The organism is Pedobacter sp. R20-19 (assembly GCF_000708265.2).
Lineage (GTDB): Bacteria > Bacteroidota > Bacteroidia > Sphingobacteriales > Sphingobacteriaceae > Pedobacter.
The window spans coordinates 548,764-574,055 of record NZ_JCKI01000001.1; the positions used below are offsets into that span (position 1 = coordinate 548,764).

At 34.5% G+C, this 25,292-nt stretch carries 21 protein-coding genes; 11 read left to right on the forward strand and 10 right to left on the reverse strand.

What is annotated here, in order from left to right; all coding sequences use genetic code 11:
• The 5 genes from AN34_RS02395 (at position 1) to AN34_RS02415 (ending at position 5,062) form a co-directional block, all read left to right on the forward strand.
• Complete coding sequence (locus tag AN34_RS02395) at positions 1-1,521, forward strand: hypothetical protein (protein WP_029281919.1); 1,521 nt, start codon at positions 1-3, stop codon at positions 1,519-1,521.
• Between the two features lies 1 nt (position 1,522).
• The gene (locus tag AN34_RS02400) at positions 1,523-3,205 is read left to right on the forward strand and encodes a hypothetical protein (RefSeq protein ID WP_036676346.1); all 1,683 of its coding nucleotides are present in this window, start codon (positions 1,523-1,525) and stop codon (positions 3,203-3,205) included.
• Positions 3,193-4,236 carry a DNA adenine methylase gene (locus AN34_RS02405; RefSeq protein WP_029281923.1) on the forward strand — a complete coding sequence of 348 codons (1,044 nt, stop codon included), beginning with the start codon at positions 3,193-3,195 and terminating at the stop codon, positions 4,234-4,236. The genes AN34_RS02400 and AN34_RS02405 overlap by 13 nt, the downstream gene beginning before the upstream one ends.
• Before the next feature lie 210 nt (positions 4,237-4,446).
• Positions 4,447-4,752 (forward strand): hypothetical protein, encoded by a 306-nt coding sequence (locus AN34_RS02410; protein WP_029281925.1) that lies wholly within the window; start codon positions 4,447-4,449, stop codon positions 4,750-4,752.
• A gap of 34 nt (positions 4,753-4,786) precedes the next feature.
• Positions 4,787-5,062, forward strand: a complete 276-nt coding sequence (locus AN34_RS02415) for a hypothetical protein (RefSeq protein WP_036676348.1) — start codon at positions 4,787-4,789, stop codon at positions 5,060-5,062.
• Positions 5,063-5,136: 74 nt separating this feature from the next.
• On the opposite strand, the gene AN34_RS02420 is transcribed toward AN34_RS02415, so the two are convergent.
• Complete coding sequence (locus AN34_RS02420) at positions 5,137-6,807, reverse strand: SIR2 family protein (protein ID WP_029281929.1); 1,671 nt, start codon at positions 6,805-6,807, stop codon at positions 5,137-5,139.
• A gap of 675 nt (positions 6,808-7,482) precedes the next feature.
• Here AN34_RS02420 and AN34_RS02425 point away from each other — a divergent pair.
• From AN34_RS02425 to AN34_RS02435, 3 genes are read left to right on the forward strand one after another with little or no spacing between them, the layout of a single operon-like run.
• Positions 7,483-9,045 (forward strand): type I restriction-modification system subunit M, encoded by a 1,563-nt coding sequence (locus AN34_RS02425; protein WP_029281931.1) that lies wholly within the window; start codon positions 7,483-7,485, stop codon positions 9,043-9,045.
• Positions 9,042-10,211: a restriction endonuclease subunit S gene (locus AN34_RS02430; RefSeq protein WP_029281933.1), complete on the forward strand. Its 1,170-nt coding sequence runs from the start codon at positions 9,042-9,044 to the stop codon at positions 10,209-10,211. The genes AN34_RS02425 and AN34_RS02430 overlap by 4 nt, the downstream gene beginning before the upstream one ends.
• Before the next feature lie 14 nt (positions 10,212-10,225).
• Complete coding sequence (locus AN34_RS02435; protein ID WP_036676351.1) at positions 10,226-13,384, forward strand: type I restriction endonuclease subunit R; 3,159 nt, start codon at positions 10,226-10,228, stop codon at positions 13,382-13,384.
• Between the two features lie 121 nt (positions 13,385-13,505).
• Here AN34_RS02435 and AN34_RS02440 read toward each other — a convergent pair whose 3' ends face one another.
• The 3 genes from AN34_RS02440 to AN34_RS02450 form a co-directional block, all read right to left on the reverse strand.
• Positions 13,506-13,892 (reverse strand): hypothetical protein, encoded by a 387-nt coding sequence (locus tag AN34_RS02440; RefSeq protein WP_029281937.1) that lies wholly within the window; start codon positions 13,890-13,892, stop codon positions 13,506-13,508.
• Positions 13,893-14,367: 475 nt separating this feature from the next.
• Positions 14,368-15,489: a TlpA disulfide reductase family protein gene (locus AN34_RS02445; RefSeq protein ID WP_029281939.1), complete on the reverse strand. Its 1,122-nt coding sequence runs from the start codon at positions 15,487-15,489 to the stop codon at positions 14,368-14,370.
• Between the two features lie 404 nt (positions 15,490-15,893).
• The gene (locus tag AN34_RS02450) at positions 15,894-16,778 is read right to left on the reverse strand and encodes a LysR family transcriptional regulator (RefSeq protein WP_029281941.1); all 885 of its coding nucleotides are present in this window, start codon (positions 16,776-16,778) and stop codon (positions 15,894-15,896) included.
• A gap of 92 nt (positions 16,779-16,870) precedes the next feature.
• On the opposite strand from AN34_RS02450, the gene AN34_RS02455 reads away from it, so the two are divergent.
• Both AN34_RS02455 and AN34_RS02460 read left to right on the forward strand, forming a co-directional pair.
• Positions 16,871-17,500 (forward strand): NAD(P)H-dependent oxidoreductase, encoded by a 630-nt coding sequence (locus tag AN34_RS02455; protein WP_029281943.1) that lies wholly within the window; start codon positions 16,871-16,873, stop codon positions 17,498-17,500.
• A complete protein-coding gene (locus tag AN34_RS02460) occupies positions 17,472-17,756 on the forward strand; it encodes a putative quinol monooxygenase (RefSeq protein WP_029281945.1) in 285 nt (94 codons plus the stop codon). The genes AN34_RS02455 and AN34_RS02460 overlap by 29 nt, the downstream gene beginning before the upstream one ends.
• 3 nt (positions 17,757-17,759) lie before the next feature.
• On the opposite strand, the gene AN34_RS02465 is transcribed toward AN34_RS02460, so the two are convergent.
• The 4 genes from AN34_RS02465 to AN34_RS02480 all read right to left on the reverse strand — a co-directional run bounded on the left by AN34_RS02465 (position 17,760) and on the right by AN34_RS02480 (position 21,787).
• A complete protein-coding gene (locus AN34_RS02465) occupies positions 17,760-18,191 on the reverse strand; it encodes a CAP domain-containing protein (protein ID WP_197285469.1) in 432 nt (143 codons plus the stop codon).
• Positions 18,192-18,352: 161 nt separating this feature from the next.
• Positions 18,353-19,180 carry a glycoside hydrolase gene (locus AN34_RS02470; protein ID WP_029281949.1) on the reverse strand — a complete coding sequence of 276 codons (828 nt, stop codon included), beginning with the start codon at positions 19,178-19,180 and terminating at the stop codon, positions 18,353-18,355.
• 555 nt (positions 19,181-19,735) lie between these two features.
• Positions 19,736-20,875: a hypothetical protein gene (locus AN34_RS02475; protein WP_029281951.1), complete on the reverse strand. Its 1,140-nt coding sequence runs from the start codon at positions 20,873-20,875 to the stop codon at positions 19,736-19,738.
• Positions 20,876-20,893: 18 nt separating this feature from the next.
• Positions 20,894-21,787 (reverse strand): TssN family type VI secretion system protein, encoded by an 894-nt coding sequence (locus AN34_RS02480; RefSeq protein WP_029281953.1) that lies wholly within the window; start codon positions 21,785-21,787, stop codon positions 20,894-20,896.
• A gap of 115 nt (positions 21,788-21,902) precedes the next feature.
• Between AN34_RS02480 and AN34_RS02485 the strand changes: the two genes are divergently transcribed.
• On the forward strand, positions 21,903-22,841 hold the full coding sequence (locus AN34_RS02485) for a type VI secretion system baseplate subunit TssG (protein ID WP_029281956.1): 939 nt from the start codon (positions 21,903-21,905) through the stop codon (positions 22,839-22,841).
• 21 nt (positions 22,842-22,862) lie between these two features.
• On the opposite strand, the gene AN34_RS02490 is transcribed toward AN34_RS02485, so the two are convergent.
• The gene (locus tag AN34_RS02490; RefSeq protein ID WP_029281958.1) at positions 22,863-24,728 is read right to left on the reverse strand and encodes a type VI secretion system baseplate subunit TssF; all 1,866 of its coding nucleotides are present in this window, start codon (positions 24,726-24,728) and stop codon (positions 22,863-22,865) included.
• 27 nt (positions 24,729-24,755) lie between these two features.
• The gene (locus AN34_RS02495) at positions 24,756-25,190 is read right to left on the reverse strand and encodes a GPW/gp25 family protein (RefSeq protein WP_029281960.1); all 435 of its coding nucleotides are present in this window, start codon (positions 25,188-25,190) and stop codon (positions 24,756-24,758) included.
• Between the last annotated feature and the right edge of the window lie 102 nt (positions 25,191-25,292).

A 25,292-nucleotide genomic window follows, 5' to 3' on the forward strand; every position in this document is an offset into this window, starting at 1 on the left:
ATGAATATTGATAATATTTGGGAAAAATTAAATCCTAATGAACAATCTCTCGAAACATTACGTAGAGATCTGTCTGAAGGTAAAGTTCCGAACCTACCGTATTTTGTAGTAAATCAACAAATAGTTAAGAAAGTCATAGCAAAAAACATTTCTGATATAGATGGAGATAGAATGCAGACCAACTTGATAATTGCTCAATATGGGAATGGAAAAACGAATCTCCTGAAATATCTGCAACTTTTCTTTGAATCGAATAAGTTTGGGATAGATGTAGTTTACTCACGCGCAGACAGAGAGCAGCCAGATTTGGTAATTTTTTTACTAAAACTTATCCAAGATAAATATTCACTTAATCTTATATCATATATTAAATCCTTACGTAATCGTCAAGGAATTGCAGAGGAGCTTGCGGATAACTTCAAAGCCAATTTCTCGGGTATAAAAGAGTTTACAATTCAATTATTTAATCCGTCTAGAACCGATGAGCAAATTCAAAAATTGATATTTCTGGGTACTGGTCGATTATATACCAAAGGCCATTTTAAGGAGTTTGATCTTCCGCAATTGATGGATTTCGATAGAAGAGAAGTACTTGTTGTTTTCTTAAACATTTTAGCCAAATCAAATCACTACATAATATTTGGCATCGATGAAATTGAAAAGATTCAAGAAAAGTCGAAGCTTAGATTAAATCATTTCCTAACGTCTTATCGAGAGTTAATCGATCTGTTTAATAAAATTAAAGGACACTATATTCTAACATGTTTTACAGATGCAACTGGAGCTTTCGAAATTCAATCTGCTAACGAAGCATTGTATACCCGGATTCGCACAAGTCTTTTAACATTACCACCGATTTCGAATCGAGATGATTTTTCTGAATTGATGAGGTATCTAAATGAGTTATTTGATACGAATCGTAATGAGTCAGATCTTGACAACATCATAGGTCAATTGATGAAAGCTAACCATCAAAGAAATAGAGACATTTTACAACATTCAATAGAGCTTTTAAGAGATCAGGTAGTACGGCTAAGTATTAGTGAGATGCTGATTGAAGAAGGTCTGGAAAAACTTTTTATCAATATAAAGACGAAACTTCAATTGGATGGAGCATTCAAATCACTGAATCAGAAGTTTTTTGATCCACTCAAATATTACTTGGAAGACAATTACCTTATCACAGATGATGGTGATTTAAGTCGAAGGTATCAATATTTTATTGATCACAAAGGAAAGAAAACACATTACTTTTTATTCAATGATTTTGTAGATAAATCTGAAATGAATATGAGGTTAAATAACATCCCTGCCCCTATAGACTATAACTTTGTTATTTATGCACCTGAAAAATTAGAACTTAGTAATAGTGATGTTGAAATTAATAATGCTGCTGAGTATAAAATCTTAGATTATTCACCCGATGACATGTTTGTTTTATTGAATATGTATCGTGACAATTTTGAGTATACAGCTGCAATAGCAAAGATTATTGTTAACTATACGGAGAAAAATCTATAATATGTTCGACAATACAAGTAAAGTTAACTTAATCGACTACGATATAGATCTCAGTAACCCAATAGGTTTTTATTGTAATTTGATAAATGATATTGCTAAGATTAGCAACCCAGATTTTTCAATTACATCATTATACTCAGCTGACTTCCTACGAGAGATGGGGATAAGGTTAGATTCTGAGTCCACAGTCGATGATCTAGCGTCAAAAGTTGCCACTTTTTATAATTCAACTATATTGGATGATATTGACTTCAGTGTCACCGATTTATATATAGTTGATAAAAGAAGAAAAATTTTAATAGTTGATGGTGCCAACTCAGAAGTACGTGACATAAAAAACAATTTAAATGAATATATAAAACAAAAGAAAATATTTCTACACCTCACTGAGTCAATCCAAGATCAAGAAATCCAGGCAAACGTTAAAAAACTTACTAAAGTAGGGTTTGATGATCTATTTAAATCTGTAGTAACATTAACGAGCAAAAGAAAAAATTGGATTCCCTACATTCCAAGCTTATATTTCCAGGCTGATTCAATTACAACATCTGAAATCGATCAGAAAGATTTATTGATTAATAATCAAAAGCTGTCGCAAGATTTTGGATTGACATTTGGAGCCGAGAATGAAGTTAATCAAATTTTTACACAAAACGAGGAGGGGGAGTACGATGAAATTGGAATTACATATAAAAGTCTATTTTTTCCTCTCGTAAACTCTGATCTGGGTAGGTTTATATCGGCAGACAATTATATTAATTATGTCTGGCTAATGTTCAAGGAAGTTTTTAAAAAACCCGTTGGACGAGGAAATGATTTCGAAACAGACCTACAAAAGAGTTTCAGGGTAAAAGTGAAAGAAGATGCTCTAAGCAACTTACTATCTAACCTTGAAAAGAATCTACATTTACCGATAGAGCTACAAAATCAATTAGGTGAATATGAGTTGTTTTTTGAATGTGTAACCCAAATAACCAAGCTAGAAGAATTTGCAGATTTGGAGTTTTATGTAACGAGTGAACAAGGCAAAACTTCGCTAGGAATTTATACTAATCAGAAAATTGGAAAAAAATATAATTTGCTTCATTGGATAAAGGGCAATGATAATAGTGTTTCACAGGATTATTATAGGGATGCAAAAGCCCCTATCTCAAAGAGTAACTCCATGAAGCTAACCTTGAAGCCTGAGGTTGCATTTTATTTTCTAAGCAACTTTTTTGAAGACTTTTTAGAACAAGCAATACTTGCACATACATCACAGTATATAAAAAACTTTGAGCTCTATACGAATAATAGCAATGTTGGAGAATTTGATTTCTTGATCAAGACGCCGAAGAAATTGTGTTTCATTGAAGCTAAAACAAAACTGACTGATGAATATATAGAAAGTTATATAGTGAAGTGTAGTAAACTCTTAAGACAGTTGGATAGCATATCGGAAAGGCTAAATATTGAATTTTATTTGATTTCTGCATTTAGTGATAAAACTTGCCAAAGGAAGAAATATTTCATCGATCAATCCCCAACAGATGGAGGATATAATACACGGCGAGATAACCTGTCTACTATACCTTATAATTTTCAAGTACCAATTCCACAATTTGCAAACAGACAATTAAACTGTATTTCGGAACCCAACTTTGAGAATTTAAAAAATTTGATTGAGGTCATATGTCAAGAATAAAGCTTCCGGTAACAAGATATTATGGCTCCAAAAGAAAATTAATAACGCAGATCTGGGATGAATTTGAAAAGCTCGGGATAGAATTTACATCAACACTGGACGTGTTTGGTGGCTCAGGAATATTCTCATATTTCTCCAAAACGAAAGGTAAATCCGTAATTTATAACGATATTTTCAAGTTTAATTGTATTAATGCTCATGCATTAATTGGAAATTGTTTTAATCACCTTAGCAAAGATGAGGCTCTTGATCTACTTGAACCTAAAGCGGGTAGAACCTATAAAAGTTTTGTAGCAGAACATTATAAGGGAATTTATTTTCCGGAAATAGAAAACAACATCATTGACATAGCGGTACAAAACATTCAACACATGAATGATTTAGGCAAACGTAACGCTGCTTTCTATCTTCTAATACAATCATGTTTAATCAAAAGGCCATACAACTTATTTCACAGAAAAAACCTGAACCTAAGAACTAACTTTACGGGTGGTAATTTTGGTAACAAAACAACCTGGGAAAGATCTTTCAGTGAATTATTTGAGAGGTTCAATAAAGAGTTAGATGAATTTTGCATTAAAGGTGTTCAATTACCAATAATTCTAAATTCTTCTGCGTTGGAATGTAAGGCTTCTGCAGACTTAGTTTACATAGACCCACCGTACTTTAGAAAAAATGGCCATGTATCTTATCATTCAAGATATCATTTCTTAGAGGGATTAGTGAATTATGATGAAATCGAAGTAAAGATAAATTTCAATAAAAATCACCATGAAATTATAATAAACAAGTCCTCGGAATTCGAAAATAAAGATAGAATTATCAATGATTTTGATAACCTATTGAAAATGCATAGTTCCTCTATAATTGTAATTTCATACCGTAATACTGGTATTCCATCTATTGAGGAACTCGGTAATTTAGTAAGAAAGTATAAAAATAATGTTAGGTTGATTAGTTTAGGAGATTATACTTATGCGCTTAGCCATAATAAAGTACAGAATGTTGAATTCCTTATCATTGGATATTAAAAATTGGCGGATTTTTGATAGACCAAGGATTCGATATTAAAATTTTGCCTCAATAAACGAACATTGACTTGGTGGCGGTTAACAGCTGCCTCTAATTACATTCGAAAGGAACTTGGTTAAGCAGTAATGTCCGGAGCGAATTAAAAATCTCAATAAACGATAGTAATTTTCATTGTTAGATAAAAGATAATCTCCTAAAATTTTATTATAATGGATTCATACAAACCAATAATACTACTGTTAGCCGAAGCATTAGCGTTGGCTTTAGTCATAGGTTTATCAATATACTTTTCCCTGAAAGGTGTCTTTGGTGCAAATGTAAAATGGTACAAAGTGTTTCTTGTGGTATGGGTACTTCTTACAATTCTCATTGGTGCTTTGAAGCCAAGCAAAATTGAACAATACCAAACAAGTACTTCAATCTTTGCTAGCGTTGTTATACTTGGTTTGTTTGGCTTAATTAGGATTCTAGTTCGCGTGAATAAAAATAGAAATAAAGCACCAGATACTTTATAGGTAAAATTTTCAATATGACCTTTCCAACAATCCCATGATGAGCGCATTCGAGAATTCAGATGTGAAATTCATATCCGACTATCTTCAATACTACATGTATAAAAATAATATAGATGAAATGACCCCAGACGAGTGCGCAGACTTATTAGCGCAAGGTAAAGTTTTGTCAAATAAAATTGGGCCTAAACCAGGCTTCAATTTTAGACAAATGCTAAGAGACGGAAGGGATAAGAAAATCGATCTGGTATTAGGTGCACAACAGAATTATCCAAGAACTAAGTGGACAATAAAAAGAATAAAATCTTATTAAATGATCTATGTTATGAATTGATCTGAGATTCCTTTCTTAAATTTAAAAGACAAAATTGCCTGATTAGCTTACTATTACAATATGTCCATTAGCTCAATAATATTGTTTATTTGATCGATAATTTTTTTTGACTGTGATTTCGTAATGTTACGTTCTGAAGTGTGAACCAATCTGTTCCTAATTGAAATCCAATCGCGCATATACATCATCTCTTGGGCTGTTATGATATTTTCTTGTTGTGCATTCTTCAGTAGTTCGTTTAGCAGAGCAGGACGATGTGAATCATCTTGTTTGTACCTATTTCTTAATGCATCTTCCAATAAGGTAACTGAGGATACCACAGCGGCGGCATACTCGTTCTTTCTAAATAGTCTATCGGGCTCATCTTTAATACTTGAAACTTTACCACGAGTTTCCATTTTAAAGCCTTCTTCAAAATTTTCCTCAAAATCCTCAGGCTTTTCAATAAAATCTTTTGGTTTGATTATAAATCTTACACCCGCACGCTGCTCTATTGAAAGCTCTACATCGACATGTTCCAGGCCATTGTATTGTTGATTGATAATAGCAATGATAGTATTTCGTCTACGCTTACTATTAAAGATGATCCCAACCTCATTACTATTCTCACTTGAAGATACGTCAACAACTATAAAAGCCGATCTCTCAACTAAAGTTATAATTGCTGCTAGTCTATTGCTTATAGTTGGTCCATAATCTTCGATAGTGACTGGAACATAATTTAAATTCTCTATTATTGGAAAAATGTAACGCTTATAGTAGGAAATGTCCGTTCTTGAGATAGCGAAATACACCAGTCTTGAATTTTGATCCTCATTTAGGGATAGCTGGATTTTTGAACCTTCCTCAGTAACCATATTATGATTTGGAAGCTGTCTCATCCAGAAATCACGCATTTCTTCAAACAACGTTTGTAAAATTTCGTCAAAGGTTTTGCCTGGTGTTTTAGGCAGATTAATAACCTTTACATGGCGCCTTTCAAATTTTGCTACCAGTTGAGGGGTCGTTCCAATTCCTATAACAAAAGCATGTCGTCTCAACTTTCCAAGTCTGTCTTTGATTAGTTGCCAGATCTGACGAAAGTCAGGATCACTTAGGCTATAGCCTATAAATAGGCACGTTTTTGTGATCAAAATATTCGCTAAAAAAGTTGCGAGCAACGGGTAAGTAATCAAGAATCTGTCATAGTCTTCCTCTGAAATGATCATACGTCTTGGATGATTCAGATCTCCGTGAAGTTTCAATAACGCGACTTCATCATTTTGGTTGTGATTAATTGCTAAGTGTTCTTCATCAATTAGTGGGCGACAATAAAACATTCCGGTCATCTCATACGCCTTTTCTATTAAAAAATCAAAATTCGTCGTACCGACCAATCTGAACGGCACCTCGGAAAAGGCCAAATGAGCCTTGCCTGGCTTTACTCTGCTAGTCAGCAAAAGACCATTAACCTTTTCAATCAATTTTGCTCTCCCGAATTCATGCTCATACGCAGAAATGGCATCAACCGGATCACTAAAGTCGTAATCTGAACCAAGATCGGTGGCAATAAGCTTCCCCAGGGTGAACCAATCTGGCATTGCTTTACCTTTTGGTGTAACCGCATTTAATGAAAATCCTGCACCTATGAAGGGAATAACTTGACCGTTTAATAGATCTTCTAGGAACGGGATAGGGAAAAATTTCAAATATTTATACTGTTTTAACTTTTTAGCGTCAATCATAAAACATGGTTTAGCACCTTTGACTAAGGTAATGATTTTGAAGCCATAATCATATTGAACCTAATTGACATTAATATCATGCTATAAATATTTTAACAATGTTTCCCAAGGACTAAAAAGGATTAGTTACGCCCTGGGAGCTAGTAGGTCTTACATCTGTAGGTGATAAAACCTAAGGTTTTCAAGTAAATTTGTAACATATTAGAAGCTTCAGTTCATTGAATTGAACCCACCTAAAATTAGTAATATTTTGTAAGGATAAAGTTAAGGCGGTTGTACAACATCAACATATGCCCCACTCCGATGTGGTAAAGATAGCCAAAAAAAAACAAATTTTGCTGGTTGCGTATGTTGATAGTATTCGACCCTATTGGATTTCGTTGTACTTATAAAGTGCTTTAATTGCGACTAACAAAAAGTAGCTGTCTCAAAAACGAAAGTTTTCTGAACCAACAATAGCAAAATGGAAAAGATTTCACAAAATGAATAGACAAACCTATGTCTATTTTGCGTTACCAAATTTTTTGTATTTAAAATTAAATAAATAGCATTTAACTCTCAACAAGTTATATGATAATTTCAGGTAAACGAATGGAATAATTCAATATGTGATACTTCTTGTGAAATGCTTTTTATGTAATTTCAGCAAATACTTTTTAAATATAATTAAGATTAATGACTAGAGAGCAGGAACGCGACGAGTTACACCGTGCGATATGGCAGATTGCCAACGATTTAAGAGGAAGTGTAGATGGATGGGATTTTAAATCTTATGTTTTGGGAATCTTGTTTTACCGATTTATCTCGGAGAATCTTCAGGCACATATAAATAAAGCAGAATGGGAAACAGGAAATACTGATTTCGATTATGCAAAGCTTTCTGATGAAGAGGCTGAATTTGGTCGTAAAGACACCGTAAACGAAAAAGGTTTTTACATTTTACCATCAGAACTTTTTTTCAATATCCAGATTAACGCGGAGAAGAATTCAAATTTGAATGTAGACTTACATCGAATATTTAAAGATATTGAATCCTCAGCTAACGGAACAGACAGTGAAGATGATTTGAAAGGATTATTTGATGACGTGGATGTGAACAGTAACAAACTCGGTGGAACTGTTGAACAGCGAAATGCCCGACTGGGAAAAATTTTAAAGGCAATCGCTGGACTTAAGTTAGGCGATTATCAGGACAATAATATTGATGCTTTTGGTGATGCCTACGAATATTTGATGACGATGTATGCTAGTAATGCAGGAAAGTCCGGAGGAGAATTCTTTACGCCTCAGGAAGTTTCTGAATTGTTAGCTGAAATTACAGTGGTGGGAAAAACTTCTGTAAACAAAGTATATGATCCTGCATGTGGTTCCGGTTCACTTCTATTGAAATTTGCTAAAGTTCTAGGAAAGGAAAATGTTCGACAAGGCTTTTACGGTCAGGAGGTAAACATCACAACTTATAACCTATGTCGTATCAATATGTTTTTGCACGATATTAATTTTGAGAAATTTAATATTGGCCACGGTGATACTTTGATGGATCCTATGCATTGGGATGATGAGCCATTTGATGCTATTGTTTCTAATCCTCCTTATTCTATTAGATGGGAAGGCGATGCCAATCCTTTGTTGATTAATGATCCCCGTTTTTCTCCGGCAGGTGTTTTAGCACCAAAGTCTAAAGCTGATTTAGCATTTACCATGCACATGCTGTCTTGGTTGGCTACTTCAGGAACAGCTGCAATTGTAGAATTTCCTGGTGTGTTGTACCGTGGTGGTGCAGAACAGAAAATTCGTAAGTATTTGATAGATAATAATTATGTTGATGCTGTCATCCAGTTGCCTCCAGATTTATTCTTTGGAACTTCTATTGCGACCTGTATTATTGTTTTAAAGAAAAGTAAAAAAGACAATGCTACTCTATTTATAGATGCGTCTGCCGAATTTACACGTGGTGGAAATAAAAATAAATTATCCAACACACAACGGAGAAAGATTCTAGACGCTTTTGTAGCAAGAGAAGACGTTGATCATTTTGCAAAACTGGTGGACAATAAAGAAATTGAGGTGAATGATTATAACATTGCTGTAAGCAATTACATCGAACAGGAAAATACAACAGTCGCCACAGACATTATAATGCTAAACCAGCACATTGCCGAGATTGTGGCAAGACAAACGGAGTTGCGTAATTCAATTGATGCTATTGTTAATGATTTGGAAAATGTTGTGGTATGAGTAAAATAGATGAATTGATTTTACAATATTGTCCTAATGGAATTGAATTTAAACAAATAGGAGAAATTACAAAAGTTCTACGAGGACGAAGGTTAACAAAAAGTTTACTTTCAGAAGACGAAAAGTATCCGGTTTTTCATGGTGGTCTAGAACCTCTTGGAAAATATCAACAATCAAACAGACAAGCAAATACTGTAATGATAATTAACGTAGGTGCTTCAGCCGGAACTGTTGGATTTAGTACAGTAGATTTCTGGTCATCTGACGGATGTTACTGTTTGGAGAATAATGAAAGTTTTTTAAGTAGATTTATTTATCATTATCTTTTAACGGAAGAACATATTTTACGTTCAAAAGTGAGAAGAGCTGGAATACCTACGTTGGATGCTATCGTTATAGAGAAAATCTACGTCCCAATCCCGCCACTTCCAATCCAAGAAGAAATTGTAAAAATTCTCGACAAATTCACATCGCTGGAGGCGGAGCTGGAGGCGGAGCTGGAGGCGCGAAAGCGCCAATATGAATATTATAGAAACCAATTGCTTGCTTTTGAAGGGAAAGAAGTGGAATGGAAAACTTTGAGAGAAGTTGGAGAATTTATCAGAGGTAGTGGTTTACAAAAAAGTGATTTTGCAGAATCAGGGGTTGGTTGCATTCATTATGGACAGATTTATACCTTTTATGGAACTTATGCTACGAAAACTAAATCATTTGTTTCTGAAGAATTAGCAAAAAAACTTAGAAAAGCAAAAAGAGGAGATCTAATAATTGCAGGAGTAAGCGAAAATATTGAAGATGTTTGTAAAGCAGTTGTATGGCTTGGCGAAGAAGATATTTGCATAAGTGGAGATTCTTCAGCATTTCGTCACAATCAAAATCCAAAGTTTATTGGTTATTTATTGCAAACAGACAGTTTTTTTCAATTTAAAAAGAAATATGCTCAGGGTGCCAAAGTTACAAGATTAAGAAGTGGTAGTTTACCTACATTCCGTGTCCCCGTTCCAGCAATCGAAGAACAAGAACGTATCGTTAAGATTTTAGACCAGTTTGATGCTTTGGTCAATGATGTTTCGATTGGGTTACCTGCGGTAATCAAAGCACGAAGAGAACAATACGAATATTACCGAGGAAAACTGTTGACCTTTCAATCACTGGTAAATTCTTAAAAACGCTAAAAACTATGGCCCATTATAAACTCATTTCCGAAAATACAGAATCTACGGTTGTTGCAAAATATCAATCAGAGTACAAAAAAGAAGCTTCCTACCAATCTGAAGCAGAATTGGAGAAAGTTTTTATTGAGCTTTTAGAAAAACAGGCTTATACTTTTTTGAACATTAGAACAGACAAAGATTTAGTCAATAATCTACGTTTGCAATTAGAAAAGCTTAACAATTATCAATTCACAAAAAAAGAGTGGAAGTATTTCTTTGAAAGTAAAATAGCGAATCCCAACAGTAATATTGAAGACAAAACACGTCTCATTCAGGAAGATTATATTCAGGCTTTAACCTGTGAAGATGGTTCGCTTCTTAATATTTATTTGATTGATAAAAAAAACATTCACAACAATCAGCTTCAGGTTATCAATCAATATGAAACAGAAGAAGGTAAACGTGCTACCCGTTATGATGTAACCATATTGATCAATGGTTTACCATTGGTTCATGTTGAACTTAAAAAGCGTGGCGTAAGTCTGCAGGAAGCATTTAATCAAATTGATAGATACACCAGAGAATCATTTTGGGCAGACAGTGGTTTGTACGAATACATTCAGCTATTTGTTATTTCCAACGGTACTTTAACGAAGTATTATAGCAATACAACACGTTACACACATATTAAAGAAAAGGAAAAGCAGGGAACCAAGAAATCAAAAACGAGCAACAGCTACGAATTTACCTCTTGGTGGGCAGATGGAAGTAATAAACCAATTTTAGATTTAATGGATTTTGGGAAGACCTTTTTTGCCAAACATTCTATTCTTAATATCCTCACAAAGTATTGCGTTTTTACTTCAGACAAACTCTTGTTGGTAATGCGTCCGTATCAGATTGTTGCTACTGAAAGAATTTTACAGAAAATCAATGTTTCCAACAATTACAAAAAGTACGGAAATATTGATGCAGGTGGTTTTGTATGGCATACAACAGGAAGTGGTAAAACCTTAACATCTTTTAAAACTGCACAGCTCTCCAGCAAGCTTGATTTTATAGAAAAGGTAATCTTCGTGGTCGATCGGAAAGATCTGGATTATCAAACCATGAAGGAATATGATAAATTTGAGAAAGGTGCTGCCAACAGCAATACCAACACCGCAGTTCTGAAAAAACAGTTGGATGATCCTAATGCTAAGATTATTATCACGACCATTCAAAAGTTATCTATTCTCATCAAAAAACAAAAAAGCCACGCAGCATATAACAAACCGATTGTTTTCATTTTTGACGAATGTCATCGTTCGCAATTTGGCGACATGCACGAGGCAATTACCAGTACATTCAAGAAGTATTTCTTATTCGGATTTACAGGAACTCCAATTTTTGCAAAAAATTCGATCAGTGGTGGCAAAGCACATTTGAAAACAACCGTTCAGGCATTTGGTTGCTACGTTCATGGTGATCCCACAAACTGTCCTCAAGAAAATCATCAATCCGCAATTCATACTTACACAGTTGTAGATGCAATAGCAGATAAAAACGTTCTTCCTTTCCGTGTAGATTACATCCGCACGATGAAAGAAAAAGAAAACATTACAGAACAGCAGGTTCGGGATATAGACAGAGAGCGAGCACTTCTTTCTCCGGTTCGCCTTACCAATACAGTGGCTTATATTCTAAATCATTTCGATCAGAAAACCATGCGGAATTCAAAACCGTATTACATGACTACATTAGCAAATGTTCATGAAGTTGCTTCAGCGAGAGATCGAAACAAAATAGAGGAAATTAAAGAAAAAATAAGACGAAGCGGTTTCAATTCTATCTTCGCTGTATCTTCAATTGATGCTGCTAAGTTGTATTATGAAGAATTTAAACGCCAGCAAAAAGATGTTCCTGAGCTGAGAAAACTCAAAATTGCTACCATCTTTAGTTTCGGACAAAATGATCCGGAAGACGATGGTGTAGAAGATGAAAATTCAGAATCCACCGAGGATTTGAGTGCAAGTCACAGAGATTTTCTGGACAATGCTATACGGGATTATAATATAGATTTTAAAACAACATATGATACTTCACCAGAGAAATTTCAAAACTATTATAAAGATGTTTCTCTAAGGATGAAAAATCGTGAGATTGATCTTCTGATTGTGGTGAATATGTTTTTAACAGGTTTTGATGCAACAACCTTAAACACGCTTTGGGTGGATAAAAATCTGAAAATGCATGGTTTGTTACAGGCATACTCCAGAACTAACCGAATTTTAAATTCTATTAAAACCTTTGGAAATATCGTTTGTTTTCGAAACTTGGAAGAAGCTACAAACCAAAGTTTGGCGCTGTTTGGAAACAAAGAAGCTGGGGGAATTGTACTCTTAAAAACCTTTGATGAATATTATTACGGATATAATGACGGCAAGAAGGATGTTGTAGGTTACTACGATTTGGTAAATGAACTGCTGGACAAATTCCCAATTGGAACTGCTGTAACAGGTGAAGAGGATAAGAAAGACTTCATTCGTTTGTATGGCGCCATTCTAAAACTGATGAATATTCTAAAATCTTTTGACGAATTTGAGGGCAATGAAGTTCTCAGCGACAGGGATTTCCAAGACTACCACGGAATGTATATCCATTTATACAACGAGTTTAGAACACAAGGCGGTGATGATCGTGAAAACGTAAATGACGACATTGAATTTGAGATGGAATTGATCAAGCAAGTTGAAATCAATATTGATTACATCCTGATGCTCATCCGCAAGTACCACGAGAGTCATTTAGAGGACAAAGAAATTGTTGTCAACATCAGCAAAGCCATTGATTCAAGTGTTGATTTGCGAAATAAAAAAGAACTCATTGAAAAGTTTGTCGCTTCCCTTACGCCAACGTCTAATGTAGACGACGAATGGACTAGTTATGTTGAAGAAGAGAAAAAAGCAGAACTTGAAAAAATCGTCATTGAGGAAAAACTAAAAGAAGAAGAAACGAAAACTTTTATCAGTAACTCTTTCAAGAACGGTGAGATCCAGTCCGCTGGAACTGCCTTCGCAAAAATCTTACCGCCCGTTTCCCGATTTTCTCCCACAGGCGACTTGATGAAGAAGAAAGAAACTGTTTTGGAAAAGCTGAAGGCTTACTTCGATAGGTTTTTTGATATAAGCAGAACAGACGTATAGGTCAATTCAACATTAACATGAAGGTTTAACAGTAATCTGTTTTAAGTAAGCAAATTAGGAATTATATATAATAGTGGCTAATGAAGCAGTCTCAAAAAAAGGAAAGTATATCACTAGATAATTAATCGCCAGTAACAATCTTTTGAAGATGTTCTTGTAATTCACTGTCTGATTTAAAACCACCATTGATTTCAGGGCCTGCAATCTGAAAAATTACATCTTTAATTAGCTCATTTTGATATTCTATTCTATCGCCTAAAGTAAAACAATCGCATATATAGGCTAATACTTGAGGAGACAAATTTCCATTTATGACTTCGCCTAATAGTTTAACAATCGCAAGCCTATCAAAATAGATTGTTTCATCCTCTGAAAAATATAGGTTTAAGGTAGAACCTATTTTTGCCATTGATTCACAATATTCAGCTACCTCTTTTTCAATTGTCTTATGTAACTCAATACCAGACAACCCGTTTTCTATATATAAATTTATGATTGAGGACTTCATTATTGCAGCAATTTTGACTGTTTAAGATAAACCATAATCTTTGATAAAAGAAATGTAATTTCATAAAACGAATGATTTTTGAAACGAAAAGAGTTTTTAAAAAGTCTAGCAAACAGAGGGCAAGAAATGGTTTTACTAAATTATTTATATATTTGAATATAAAATTGTTGTTCTTGAATAGATTTATTGGTGTGCATTTAGAGCGCATTATATTTTGTAATTTTTAACTTATTGTTAAATAGATATTTACGTCGGATAGTTCGAGTCCCGTCCATTCCGCAACAAAAGCCTTAACTTGAAAAAGTTGAGGCTTTTTTGTTTCAAAGAAATTAGTATTTTTAAAGGATCAAGCGGAAAAGTTGGGATCAAGCGGAAAAGTTGGGGGGGCTGATGATCTATGCATAAATTTTAGATAGTCTAAAAAGGAAGAATTTTATATCTCTTACGCCGCTTGATCCTTTTTAAGTTGAAATTGTTATAATCTTTCACCTAAAAAGTGATTCAATTCAGCAGGAGAAAGATCTGTTGCTATTATTTCTCCTTTTTGATTTATCAACAAATTTGAAGGATATATTCTGATATTAAAACTATGTGCTACAATACCGTTTAGGTCAAGATATTGTGGCCATGGTAATTCGTATTTTACTATTGCACTTTTCCAATCTGCTATGTATTTTTCTTTGTCAGTTGAAATAGCCAAAATCTCAAACCCTTTGTCTGAAAATTGTTTATAAATATTTTTCATATCACTAAATTGAGCGATACACGGCGCACAGTGGCTATACCAAAGATCAATAAGAATAAACTTCTTTTTAGAGTAGGCCTTAATGTCAAATATTGCTCCAGATTGATCTTTAACAATAAGAACTGGCAGTTTAGAACCTACGGAAATCTGTTTAGCTATAGCTATTTTTTCTAACAGAAGTTCTCCATATATGGAATTTTTAAGGCGGCTTGAGAAGCTATCGTAAACTTTTCCCAAAGTTTGATTGTACCCGAAATCGACCAGATGATAAAGTTTCAGTATACCGTAATATGAATTTGGATTAGCCTTTACGAATTGAAGCAACGCTGTGTCGTTTACTGCATAGGATTCTTTCAATTCAATCCTATTTAAATATTCAATTTGTTCAGGGAATTTTTCATGATAAATATTCTTTAGACTGTCATAATGATTTCTATATAGCTGTGTTTTTAACAAAGCATTTTTCATAAAATCATTATATTTCTTTTCATCTAACATTACTAAATTATTATTTTCAGGCTTATTGTTGTTGGAATCTACATTTAGTGAGATTCTCTGTTTTCCTGGCATGATCGCTGTGCCCTTGGAGGTATACCGAGCGCCAACACGAAAGGATAGCCATATGGGATATTTAGTTTTGCCAAAGGCGATGAACTTTCCGTCTTTAATTTTTACAACAAAATTTTGAGAATCATTAGGGTAAAGAGCTTTGTTTTCATCCATTTCAATATTTACAGTCCCTGTGTCCATGTTTATCTTACCCTCGATCTGAAAATCAAAAACATCTGCATTTTGTGCGTTTCCTATAAATGGAATCAGTCCTAAGAATGTGAAAACAATTTTTTTTATCATTTTTAAATGTAATAATATTAAGTGGCTTTGAAGTCACTCAATATTAACTAGGATTTTATATTAGCATTTTTCGCCGTCTCTCGAAACACAAACGCCATAAGTATCACAGCACCAGCTATAGCTATCTGCTTGACAAACAACCTTATCGCATGGCATTGCACTATCTTCAAGTCCACCCATCAAATTTTTCATGTCGGCACGGCTTAATACAATTGCACCAGTTGCATTTTCTTTGTTGAAATTTATGCCAACTTTCTTCGCAAGTCAGCTTAGCAGCCCCTGTGACGCGGGTGCTCCGTAGGATATACAGTTTGCAACCTGTTAACTATCCTGTTTTTACAATTTCTAATTTTATTCCCGTCCATTTTTTGTTTCAAAGCGTTTTTTTAAACACTCACCATCACTTATTTAAACAACTTTTTGATTAAGTCAATTTCTGTAGTGTACTGGTTTTTCTTTCTGGTGCCAAAATACAGGATGTTTTTAAGCTTTTCCTTTCCTTCCCAAACCACTTTAATTTTACCTTCCTCTATTTCTTTTTTGCAAAGAAAATCTGGAATAATGGCCAGGCCCTTTCCCCCAGATAAACATCTTAGAATGGAATTTAAGTTTGGTACAATATAATTGGGTCTAAAGTCAGCATGTTTACCAAAGTTTAATTGCCAAAAACGCAACAAATGCTCCATGTCGCCTGCGGTACCATACCACTTTTGCTCCTTAAGCCAAATTTCTATTGCTGACAAATCATTCTTTTTAATTACTGCATTAAACTGATCATCATCAGTATTCGCTCCGCCAACCAATACAATGGTTTCAGATGAAAAAGCTTCATGCATGATATTAGGTGAATTTCCTTTCTGTGGAGTAATAATTAAATCCAGGATGCCTTTATCTAACTGATCAAGCATCTCAGGATATTCGCCAAACCGGATAATCACGTTAAAAGGTAAAGTAGAGATGTATTGCTCTAGGGTAATTTGAAAAGTTTCAAAACACATCCCCACGCTTATTGTAGGCGTATGCTTCTCAGTACTTTTTTGAAAGTGTTTTTCGGCATCCTCTAATTTTGATAATGGTTCTACGACGAAATTGTAAAGTATTTTTCCTTTTTCTGTAGGAACCATTTTTCTTCCGGTTCTTTCAAACAACTTATATCCAACATAGCTTTCAAGTGAACTTAAGTGCAGACTTACGCCCGGCTGTGAAATAAATAAACTTTCTGCCGCACCAGTCAGTGTTCCTGTTTTGTAAATCGCTTTAAAACTTCTGTACCATTCCAGATTAACCATAGTATTATAATTCTGATACAAAGCTATGAATTAACTTGTTTTAATAATAGAAGAGTCTGTGGTAATTTTGGGCATCAAAAGAGATAAAAAAAATGACAAAAATATTTATCATTAACGGAGGTCAGAAATTTGGCCATTCAGGTGGGAAATTTAATGAAACCCTAGCAGCAGCAACAGCTGATTTCTTTACAGAGTTTCCTGATTTTGAAGTTAAAACAACCGATATAAACGAAAGCTATAACCCGAAAAAAGAAGTGGCTAAATATGTTTGGGCTGATGTGGTAATTTATCACACACCCATCTGGTGGTTTCAGCTGCCTCATGGATTTAAACAATATATCGATGTGGTTTTTACAGAAGGGCACAAAACTGGGATCTATATAAGTGATGGCCGTAAAGCAGAGAACCCGACCAGGAATTACGGTACAGGTGGTATGTTGCATGGAAGAAAATATATGGTAACTTCATCATGGAATGCTCCTGTAGAAGCTTTTACTTTACCTGGAGAATTTTTCATGCAAACCAGTGTGGATGATGGTCCGTTATTCGGCTTTCACCGGATGAATGCTTTTACCGGAATGGAGCGTTTAAATGGCATACATTTTCATGATGTTGAAAAAAATATAAACGTTGTTAGGGATTTAGCACTTTACAAATTACATTTAAAAGAAACATTTTTAAACACAGAAATATATGAGCATTTATCTGACAGCAATCGTTAAGAGTAAGCCAGAAGCAAAAGAAGAATTGAGTAAAATCTTGCTCAACATGGTTGTACAATCCAGAAAAGAGAAAGCTTGTATTCAGTATGATTTACATGAAGATACCAGTCTTGATCTATTTATTTTTCATGAAGAGTGGGCCGATCAGGCCGGTTTGGATCTCCATAATCAACAAGAATATCTTTTAAATTTTGTGGCCAAATCAAGTGAACTAACAACAGAAATTGTAATTCATCAAACAAACAAAATAGCTTAAATATTATAATGAAACTCCAAATGATATCGCCCAGTAATTCTGGCTGAAGCCAATACCAGCTTCATTACTATTGGCATCCATCATCGCTTTGCAATGGCTTACACTGTTTTTCCAGGCGTTAATTACCTCGTCTGAATGAAGATATCCTTTGCCTAAATTTTCACCTTTAACAATGCCTTTATAGCCAGCTCTTATCGCCCGCTCTTCAGGGTTGGTACCTTCAGGTGATATATGAGCAAAATAATTACGCAGATCCATATCTTTTGCGTGTGCCATTGCAGCATTTTCTAATTGGACGTTTAAAGATAATGGTGCTACAGGCGGCATGTAATCGGTTCCGCAGTTACAGCCAGACTGCCTCAATGAATTAATTTTTTCCAGTAACAGATGAAAATCTTGCTGCGGCGGCATCATTTCATCTTTCTTACATCTCATCAATAAAACACAGGAAAGAATGCACGTAATGATGAGTTTCATTTCTGGAAGCCTTTTCGTTTATATAAATTGGAGGTAGTCCTAACACTACCTCCATATCATTTCATTTTAAATCTAGATTACTTCAATTCCTTTAGAGGGAGCCTGCTAATTAAACTTGGTTAAAAGGCTCTATCTCTACCCATATATACATTTTTGATGTGATATAATGTATTCCCATTTGGGCCCGGAGAACCACTATCGCGTTCCATTTGCATATTAATAATGAGCCACATAGGTTTGTTAACAGAATTGCTCATCACATGCCTCGCTACCCAGGTATTATCAATATAATAATGGCATTCTACATCAGTTGCGTTGATTTTGTTATACCAACATTTGTAATTATGGTAGGAGCCCGCATTGGCAACATTCGTTAATTTATTTTCCCAGCCACCATCGTAAGTGTTTTGCCAGTTGGTAGCACTTCCTTTAAATTCCATAATGTCACTTTCAGGTGGCCATGAATTAACACCAGTGATCCAGAATGCAGGCCAGGTTCCTCTTGATGTGGGTACAGCAAAATCTCCGGAAATGGTATAGCTTGGAAATTGATCATTAATTAGTACCTGTTGCTTGGCATAACAAGCGCCTGAATTATACCAAATGGCTACATTGGTAAAACCATTTGCTGTGCTGTTTCCTGGCGAACTGGCCAATCTGGTGGCTGTGATGGTCATTTCACTTCCACTTAATGAAATCTGGTTGTGATTGGTAGCGCTTCCAACCATACGTGCTGATCCATTATGATCAGTACCCCATGGATAATTATAATTCCATTTTGCTTCGAAGTTACCATAACTGGCAAAAGAATCGCCGTCGATTAAAGTCTCCCAGGCTTTTACGCTTCCTGTTTCTGTCTCAATTTCTTTTTCCTTTTTGCATGATAAAAATGCCATAGATAAGCAAACCAATAATGCCATTGATTTGAATGTTTTTTGATTACTCATTTCTTTGTTTTTAGGTTGATATTTGGTTAATTTTTAAGGTAATAATTTTTGCTATTGTCTGTATCCTCCTTCCTCTAAGTTTGAATATTATTAATTGTAAATAAGCTGTTTATTTGTTTTCATAAAGCTTGTGTAGAAATTTTAAAATACTCAAAAACGGATTGCAAAATTTGCCATGGCAAGCCATTGCTGAGATCCACAAAAAAATAGTTAGATAATGATCTCAATAAATAATTACATGTAAAAGATATTTAATCAGCTTATCTTGTAATCAAATATACATATATTTAAGTCTGATTAACGGGGGTAAATGGTAAAAATGGAAGGGTGAAATGATTTTTTAAAGCGATACTCATTTTGTGGAAACAAATAAATAATACGCATTGAAGAGGAAGATTAGGAATAGGCTTCCAACATAGGGATAGGTCAGGCAGACAAAATGATACTGAACTAAAAAACCGATCAATATTAAGCGTATTAAGAGTAATTTAAGTTTAACCAAATTTTCTCATTACTGTAATATTGATCGGTATCTGCTTTCTTTTGCTGCTTGCCTTAATCTAAAAGTGTCCAGGTTTTTCTGGCCTGCACCTGTTGTACAACCTGTTGTTCAGCAACCACAATGTTTTCCTTGCGCTGACCAATGTATTCCAGTCCGCTAAGTTTATTCCAAAGTGCAACCAATACACTTAAAAAATCATAGATAGTTACCATAGATTGGTTAATCTGTTTATGGTCGTAAACTATTTCTATTGTTTTAGCCAATAACTCTTCAAAATTACCTGGAGTTACGTCTTTCCATTCATAGAAATACTTTAATAATTCTTCTCTTTCTTTTGAATCTATTAATTTAATGGCCGTAAAAAAGATGTGAGCCAGGCTGGAAAAATACCCCACTAAAACAGTTGGCGATTCTTTGTAGGCAACATTTCTATATTCGTAAAAAATCCTGGCAATAAAATCGACGATCTTTTCAGAAATCAACCTGATGTTTTTACCTAAAGGTGTGATGTTATCCCTTCCTCCGGTTTTATCAATAATCTTAAAAGAGGCCAGCTGTAAATCATTAAGTAAACTGTTAAAATTTTCGTAATAACGGATTAATGCCGGGTGACTGGTAATGGTAGAACTCGGTGGGATATAGTTTTTATTGATGGTAATTCTTCCGTTTTCATGGTAAACCTGTCCGATGGTTAAAAAGTAATTGTCTGGTAACTGGCTTGCAATTTCATTTTCAGGAAGAACTACAATACTGTAAGCTTTAGCCAGTTCAGGGTAGCGTAAAGGGCTCTCTTCAGGATCTGGTGTGCCAGCAGGGACTCTGTTAAAAGGATTTACAACTAATAAAATATAATAATTGCGTGGTTCTGATTGGCCGAAATAATGGCTATGTGTCAGGTTATCCATACTATCATTTTGTAAGATATCAATATGGCAACCCTCTGGCGTGATGGCATTACAATATCTTACTTTTACTTCGATATGATTGGTTGCCTTTTCAACGATTTCAATATCATGAGAATTATTGTATCCAACTACAGGAGGTAAGAAACCATAGTTAGCATTATGGATATTAAGCGATATGGCATCCCTTACAAAATCCTGTAAATAAAGATCATTAGCAGTAAAATGATTACTGGATAGTTTCATTCCATTAACCCAGTTGATCGATTTATATTTTAGCGGCTTAATCATAGTAAATGTTTTTAGAGGTTAGATAAAGATAGCACTTTCTCCTACTTCGTTAGGTTTATTAACGTTTTCAGATACACGTTTGGCATAAATAGTCATTTTTTCTGAGATGCCATTTTCTGTGATATCTAAATCAGGATCTATAAAAATATTCCGTTTAAAAAATGATGTTTTAATAAAGAAAATCCATCTGTAACCGTCCTGGTCTTCATCTCTGAATTCTACCGGGTTTTTGGCAAATTTTAGGTTGTAATCATCAATAAATTTATGGAACCAGATACCAAAATTCATGTTTTCAGGGGCTTTAACTTTTACCTTTAGTGGCTCTGGGTCACTGCTTTTTTTATAAAGTTCCAGTTCCAAAACCAAAAGCTTATTAAAATCTACATGGTCCATGTTAATATCTAAAGGTGTTGCAGGGTATTTCCAGATCTTATAAATTTCTGAAGGGATGCTGAGCAATGCCACATAAGCCCACCAAAACATAAGCGGTACAAAAAACCAGGCAATACTGCCGGCGCCCCACCAGCCAAAATGAACATTACTTAACCAATTAAAAGCCAGTTGAAACAAATAAACTGATAACAGCGCCGAAATTAAAGTGGCAAAAAAGATAAATACTTTACGCTCCAATAGTTCTGTAGCGTAATGTTTGGTGAGCAGGTATACAAAAACAGACCCGGTTAAAAGGTAGTAAATACAACAAATGATGTAGCCCCATGGCATAAAATTAAAATTTAAAAATCCTAAAAATCCTGGGATGGCTAAAATAATTCCAATCAGCAGAACACTTATAATAAGTCTTTTGTTGTTAAGAAACTGGTTCTTTTTATTGATGATGGAAAGTACACTTGCTGATACAATAAAGATCAGCGGAAATAAAAGATAGCGAATAAAAAATGATTGAACGTCCATTAATTTTTTTAGATGTGATGTGTTACAAATATAGTATCTTTAGTATTTGATTGTTATCCTATTTTTTTCTATAATATAAATTTAACCTTAACAAATAATCAAGCTTAAAGTTTAGATGAAAAAAGAAACCTTGGTTCATAACGAACTCTTTACAGATTATAAAGCAATAGCACATGCTGCTGATTTAATAGAAAGAAACATCATTGATGCCGATCAAATTGAAATCATTCCAAACGGACCAGATAAACGTGCCTTTGCTAAAGATATAGAAAGTAGTGAAATCTATTACTCTGAAAGAAGGAGGCAAAAACGTATCCGGATCAGTACCAATCGTGAGAGTTTATACGACATGCTACCGGAAGGGCTGTTTCATCGGCCACCAACCGGAAGTGCAGGGATGGATGAAGAATCCATGATTAAAGATATTAAGGATAGGAGAGAGGAAGAAAAAAATGCCCGGTTATTTTTTACACCCTTTGATGCAGAAATTAATCATGTAAGGATAATGACTGAGCTTTATGAAAATAAGCTTGATAAAAAAACCACTTACGCTGATTTAAGTCAGATCTTCGAATTTGGCTGGGATGAATTTAACCTGTTGAATAAAGAGCAAAGCATCATCTGGATGCATCTGTTACCAGAAATTCAGCAAAAAAGAAACGATATAGACTTTGTTTCAAAAGTACTCACCGCCCTGTTTAACTTGCCTATTTTGTTGGTAAATACTACGGTGAATGTGAGTCCTGTAAAAATTGCCGACGATATGCAGATGCAGTTAGGTGGCAGCGCTTTGGGCATTGATACCATCATTGGAGATAGTTTTATCCCTGATAATGAAGCCTATCATATTAATATAGGGCCAACCACGCCACAGGAGTTAATTAAATTTATTCCCGGCCAGCCAAACAGGGCAATTTTAGATATGGCCATTAGCTACCTCATGCCTTTGGATGCCGAAATTAGTGTTGAATTACTTACCGCAACAGACTTTCAGGAAACCTTATTAACAGATGGTGGCGAAAGTGCCTATCTGGGTTATACCGTTTATATTTAGTTTTTTATTTCAGTAAGGCTATTATACCACTTTGTAAACAGATGGTTTTAAAAACATCCGGTAATGGATGTTCATGGTACTTCTAAGTTTTAATTTGGCCAGGGTTAAACTCAATAATTCTTCCCAATCCTCCACAGTTAGTTTTAAATTTTCTGCCGGCTCAATAATAATATCGGTTGTTTTAATAAAACCTGCATTTGGTTTATTATCCATCATAACCCCTTTGGCCAAAGTAATGCCGTTCAGCTTCTGCCCTAATTCGTAACGGCAAAAGTTAAGCACATCTGCTTTGGTAATAATCCGGTCTGCTGTAGTTAAACCATATTTATACGCCTGTACCCTATTGGTGGCGTTAAGTTTCGTACGCCCCCCTTTTGTTTGGCTCAAAAAAAAGATACTTTCAGGATTAACTTTATTGTTTTCATAAACCACTAATTTGCTACCAGCATTTATATGGTTGGCTTCTTCGGCTTGTGTAACCCAAATATCTACAAATAAAATATCGGCATCATCAATCGGTTTTAATAGAATATAACTTGGCAGTTCTTTAATATCTTTTAACGCTGATCGGCTTTTTTGCTCTATAAGTGCAATGTTTTGCTCTAGGTTTTTAAGTATAGTGCTTAAAAAATCGGGGCCATAGGCAGAGAAAGCCGCTTTTTCATCCCTCAGTAATTCAAAAAGATAGTCCACCAATTCTTTCGCATTTCTCGTATCAAAACGCTCAGTACCCCCATATCTGATTGAAAAGGAACCATCACCTTTCTCATTCTCGTTGGTAAAAGGAATTTCATTATAACTATGTCCATGATTATCCTTTAGGTTTTCTACCGCAAGCATTTGATCCAGAGCTTCTGTTTTAATTGGGATAATGTTATTCATGGTTTTAAGCCGGTGTTTAATCTGGCTTAATCTTTTATTAACCACAGGGAAGGCATTGATGTAAACATGAAGTTCGTTAAGCATTTCCTGGTTAATCGCCGCTGGAAAAACTACTTTCAGCCATTTAATATTTTTACTTATCTGATTTAAACCAGCAGGCTGGAAAATGTTAGCCAAACCTTCAGGTAATTCCTGCTGATCATCAATATTGAAATCGTTTAAATCCCCTAACGTTAGAAATCTGTTGCTGTAAAACTGTAAAACATCAGCCTTAATCAGGTTAAGCAGTTGCTTGTGATGGAAAGGAGCTTCAATTTTACCAGTTAAAGGTTCATCCATAAACCTTTCCGTATAAGCTGCAAGTTCATTATCCTTATAGAACCATTTTCCAAGTGAGAGCAAGTCGTACGTGTTTTCAGGCACTGAATAATTCTTCCAGTCGAAGAATAAATTCAGCTTATTAAAATCCATCCAGTTTCTGATTCCGCTAAAACCTATATACATCGTATTCTTTTCCACATAAAATCCTGGAAGCGTATTTAAAACAGGTTGTTTGCTGCTTTCTTCAATATTAAACAGTGTATTGCCGGTTGCAATATATTTGATTGCGGCATTATGAACCTTTACATTGTGCAAAGGGCTGAAGAAAATATCTGTTTTTTTTGCTTTATCATTTTCTTGCTGAATACTCTTTTTAAAGGCAAATTCAGTATATGGTGAAAGGTAATCTTCCTCTTCAATAGGTCTGGCATGCATAATTGCATGAGCAGGTAAGGATGATGTAAGGTGATCAGGAGCCAATATCCTGCTGATTTTGTCGAAAATTCTGTTTTCTAAATTTTTAACATCGTTGGCAACATTAAAAAGTTCGTTGCTTAAGGCTTCAATAATTAATTTTACCAGCGGATCAAAATCATTACTGTCTTTAATATTCCAGAAATCTTCTGCGTTCTTAAATATTCTATTTCGGATTTCATCTTTTGATGAATAAAAAACTGGTTTCATGTGTAGGATAAATGAGTCGTTTTTAGATTAGGTTGAAAGTGGGCTGAGAAATAAAGCCGTATTAAAAAAATATTTCTCTCCAGTGGTTTTTATTTGTGCCCTAACAGTGATATCTACCTTTTTTTTGATCTCGGTTATTTTGCGTAAAGGGTACACATTTTCTACCTCAGTGATGCGTACTTCTACTGCAATATGATCGATTCTAAATTCATAATCGGTGATCGATTTTAGCAATGATTTGCGGAATTTTTCCTCCCAGAGGCTTTCACTAACAATTAACTCAAAATCAAGGTCCCATATTTCACATCCAAAATCATTACGGAAACGGTGTTCTCCATAACGTGTAAAAATAATCAATTCGATGTGGTTCGATATAGATTTACCAAGATCAGTGGATTGAAAACCACTACCTAGAAATAGGGAGTTAAATCTGAAGGGTTTATTGAAAAAAAATTCAGACATATAAAATTGGCTTAAAGTTTGTTAAAAGTAATTTAAAATAATCGTTTTTATAATCAAACACAAAATATAAAAAATTGTTATTTGCAAAGTTAGTTTGAAGAA

Coding starts and splice junctions, on each gene's coding strand:
- AN34_RS02490 (WP_029281958.1), bottom strand. CDS start 24,728: ATGAAACCAGTTTTTTATTCATCAAAAGATGAAATCCGAAATAGAATA.
- AN34_RS02410 (WP_029281925.1), top strand. CDS start 4,447: ATGGATTCATACAAACCAATAATACTACTGTTAGCCGAAGCATTAGCG.
- AN34_RS02470 (WP_029281949.1), bottom strand. CDS start 19,180: ATGAGTAATCAAAAAACATTCAAATCAATGGCATTATTGGTTTGCTTA.
- AN34_RS02420 (WP_029281929.1), bottom strand. CDS start 6,807: ATGATTGACGCTAAAAAGTTAAAACAGTATAAATATTTGAAATTTTTC.
- AN34_RS02460 (WP_029281945.1), top strand. CDS start 17,472: ATGAGCATTTATCTGACAGCAATCGTTAAGAGTAAGCCAGAAGCAAAA.
- AN34_RS02435 (WP_036676351.1), top strand. CDS start 10,226: ATGGCCCATTATAAACTCATTTCCGAAAATACAGAATCTACGGTTGTT.
- AN34_RS02395 (WP_029281919.1), top strand. CDS start 1: ATGAATATTGATAATATTTGGGAAAAATTAAATCCTAATGAACAATCT.
- AN34_RS02415 (WP_036676348.1), top strand. CDS start 4,787: ATGATGAGCGCATTCGAGAATTCAGATGTGAAATTCATATCCGACTAT.
- AN34_RS02440 (WP_029281937.1), bottom strand. CDS start 13,892: ATGAAGTCCTCAATCATAAATTTATATATAGAAAACGGGTTGTCTGGT.
- AN34_RS02485 (WP_029281956.1), top strand. CDS start 21,903: ATGAAAAAAGAAACCTTGGTTCATAACGAACTCTTTACAGATTATAAA.
- AN34_RS02445 (WP_029281939.1), bottom strand. CDS start 15,489: ATGATAAAAAAAATTGTTTTCACATTCTTAGGACTGATTCCATTTATA.
- AN34_RS02405 (WP_029281923.1), top strand. CDS start 3,193: ATGTCAAGAATAAAGCTTCCGGTAACAAGATATTATGGCTCCAAAAGA.
- AN34_RS02400 (WP_036676346.1), top strand. CDS start 1,523: ATGTTCGACAATACAAGTAAAGTTAACTTAATCGACTACGATATAGAT.
- AN34_RS02455 (WP_029281943.1), top strand. CDS start 16,871: ATGACAAAAATATTTATCATTAACGGAGGTCAGAAATTTGGCCATTCA.
- AN34_RS02425 (WP_029281931.1), top strand. CDS start 7,483: ATGACTAGAGAGCAGGAACGCGACGAGTTACACCGTGCGATATGGCAG.
- AN34_RS02465 (WP_197285469.1), bottom strand. CDS start 18,191: ATGAGATGTAAGAAAGATGAAATGATGCCGCCGCAGCAAGATTTTCAT.
- AN34_RS02450 (WP_029281941.1), bottom strand. CDS start 16,778: ATGGTTAATCTGGAATGGTACAGAAGTTTTAAAGCGATTTACAAAACA.
- AN34_RS02495 (WP_029281960.1), bottom strand. CDS start 25,190: ATGTCTGAATTTTTTTTCAATAAACCCTTCAGATTTAACTCCCTATTT.
- AN34_RS02430 (WP_029281933.1), top strand. CDS start 9,042: ATGAGTAAAATAGATGAATTGATTTTACAATATTGTCCTAATGGAATT.
- AN34_RS02480 (WP_029281953.1), bottom strand. CDS start 21,787: ATGGACGTTCAATCATTTTTTATTCGCTATCTTTTATTTCCGCTGATC.
- AN34_RS02475 (WP_029281951.1), bottom strand. CDS start 20,875: ATGATTAAGCCGCTAAAATATAAATCGATCAACTGGGTTAATGGAATG.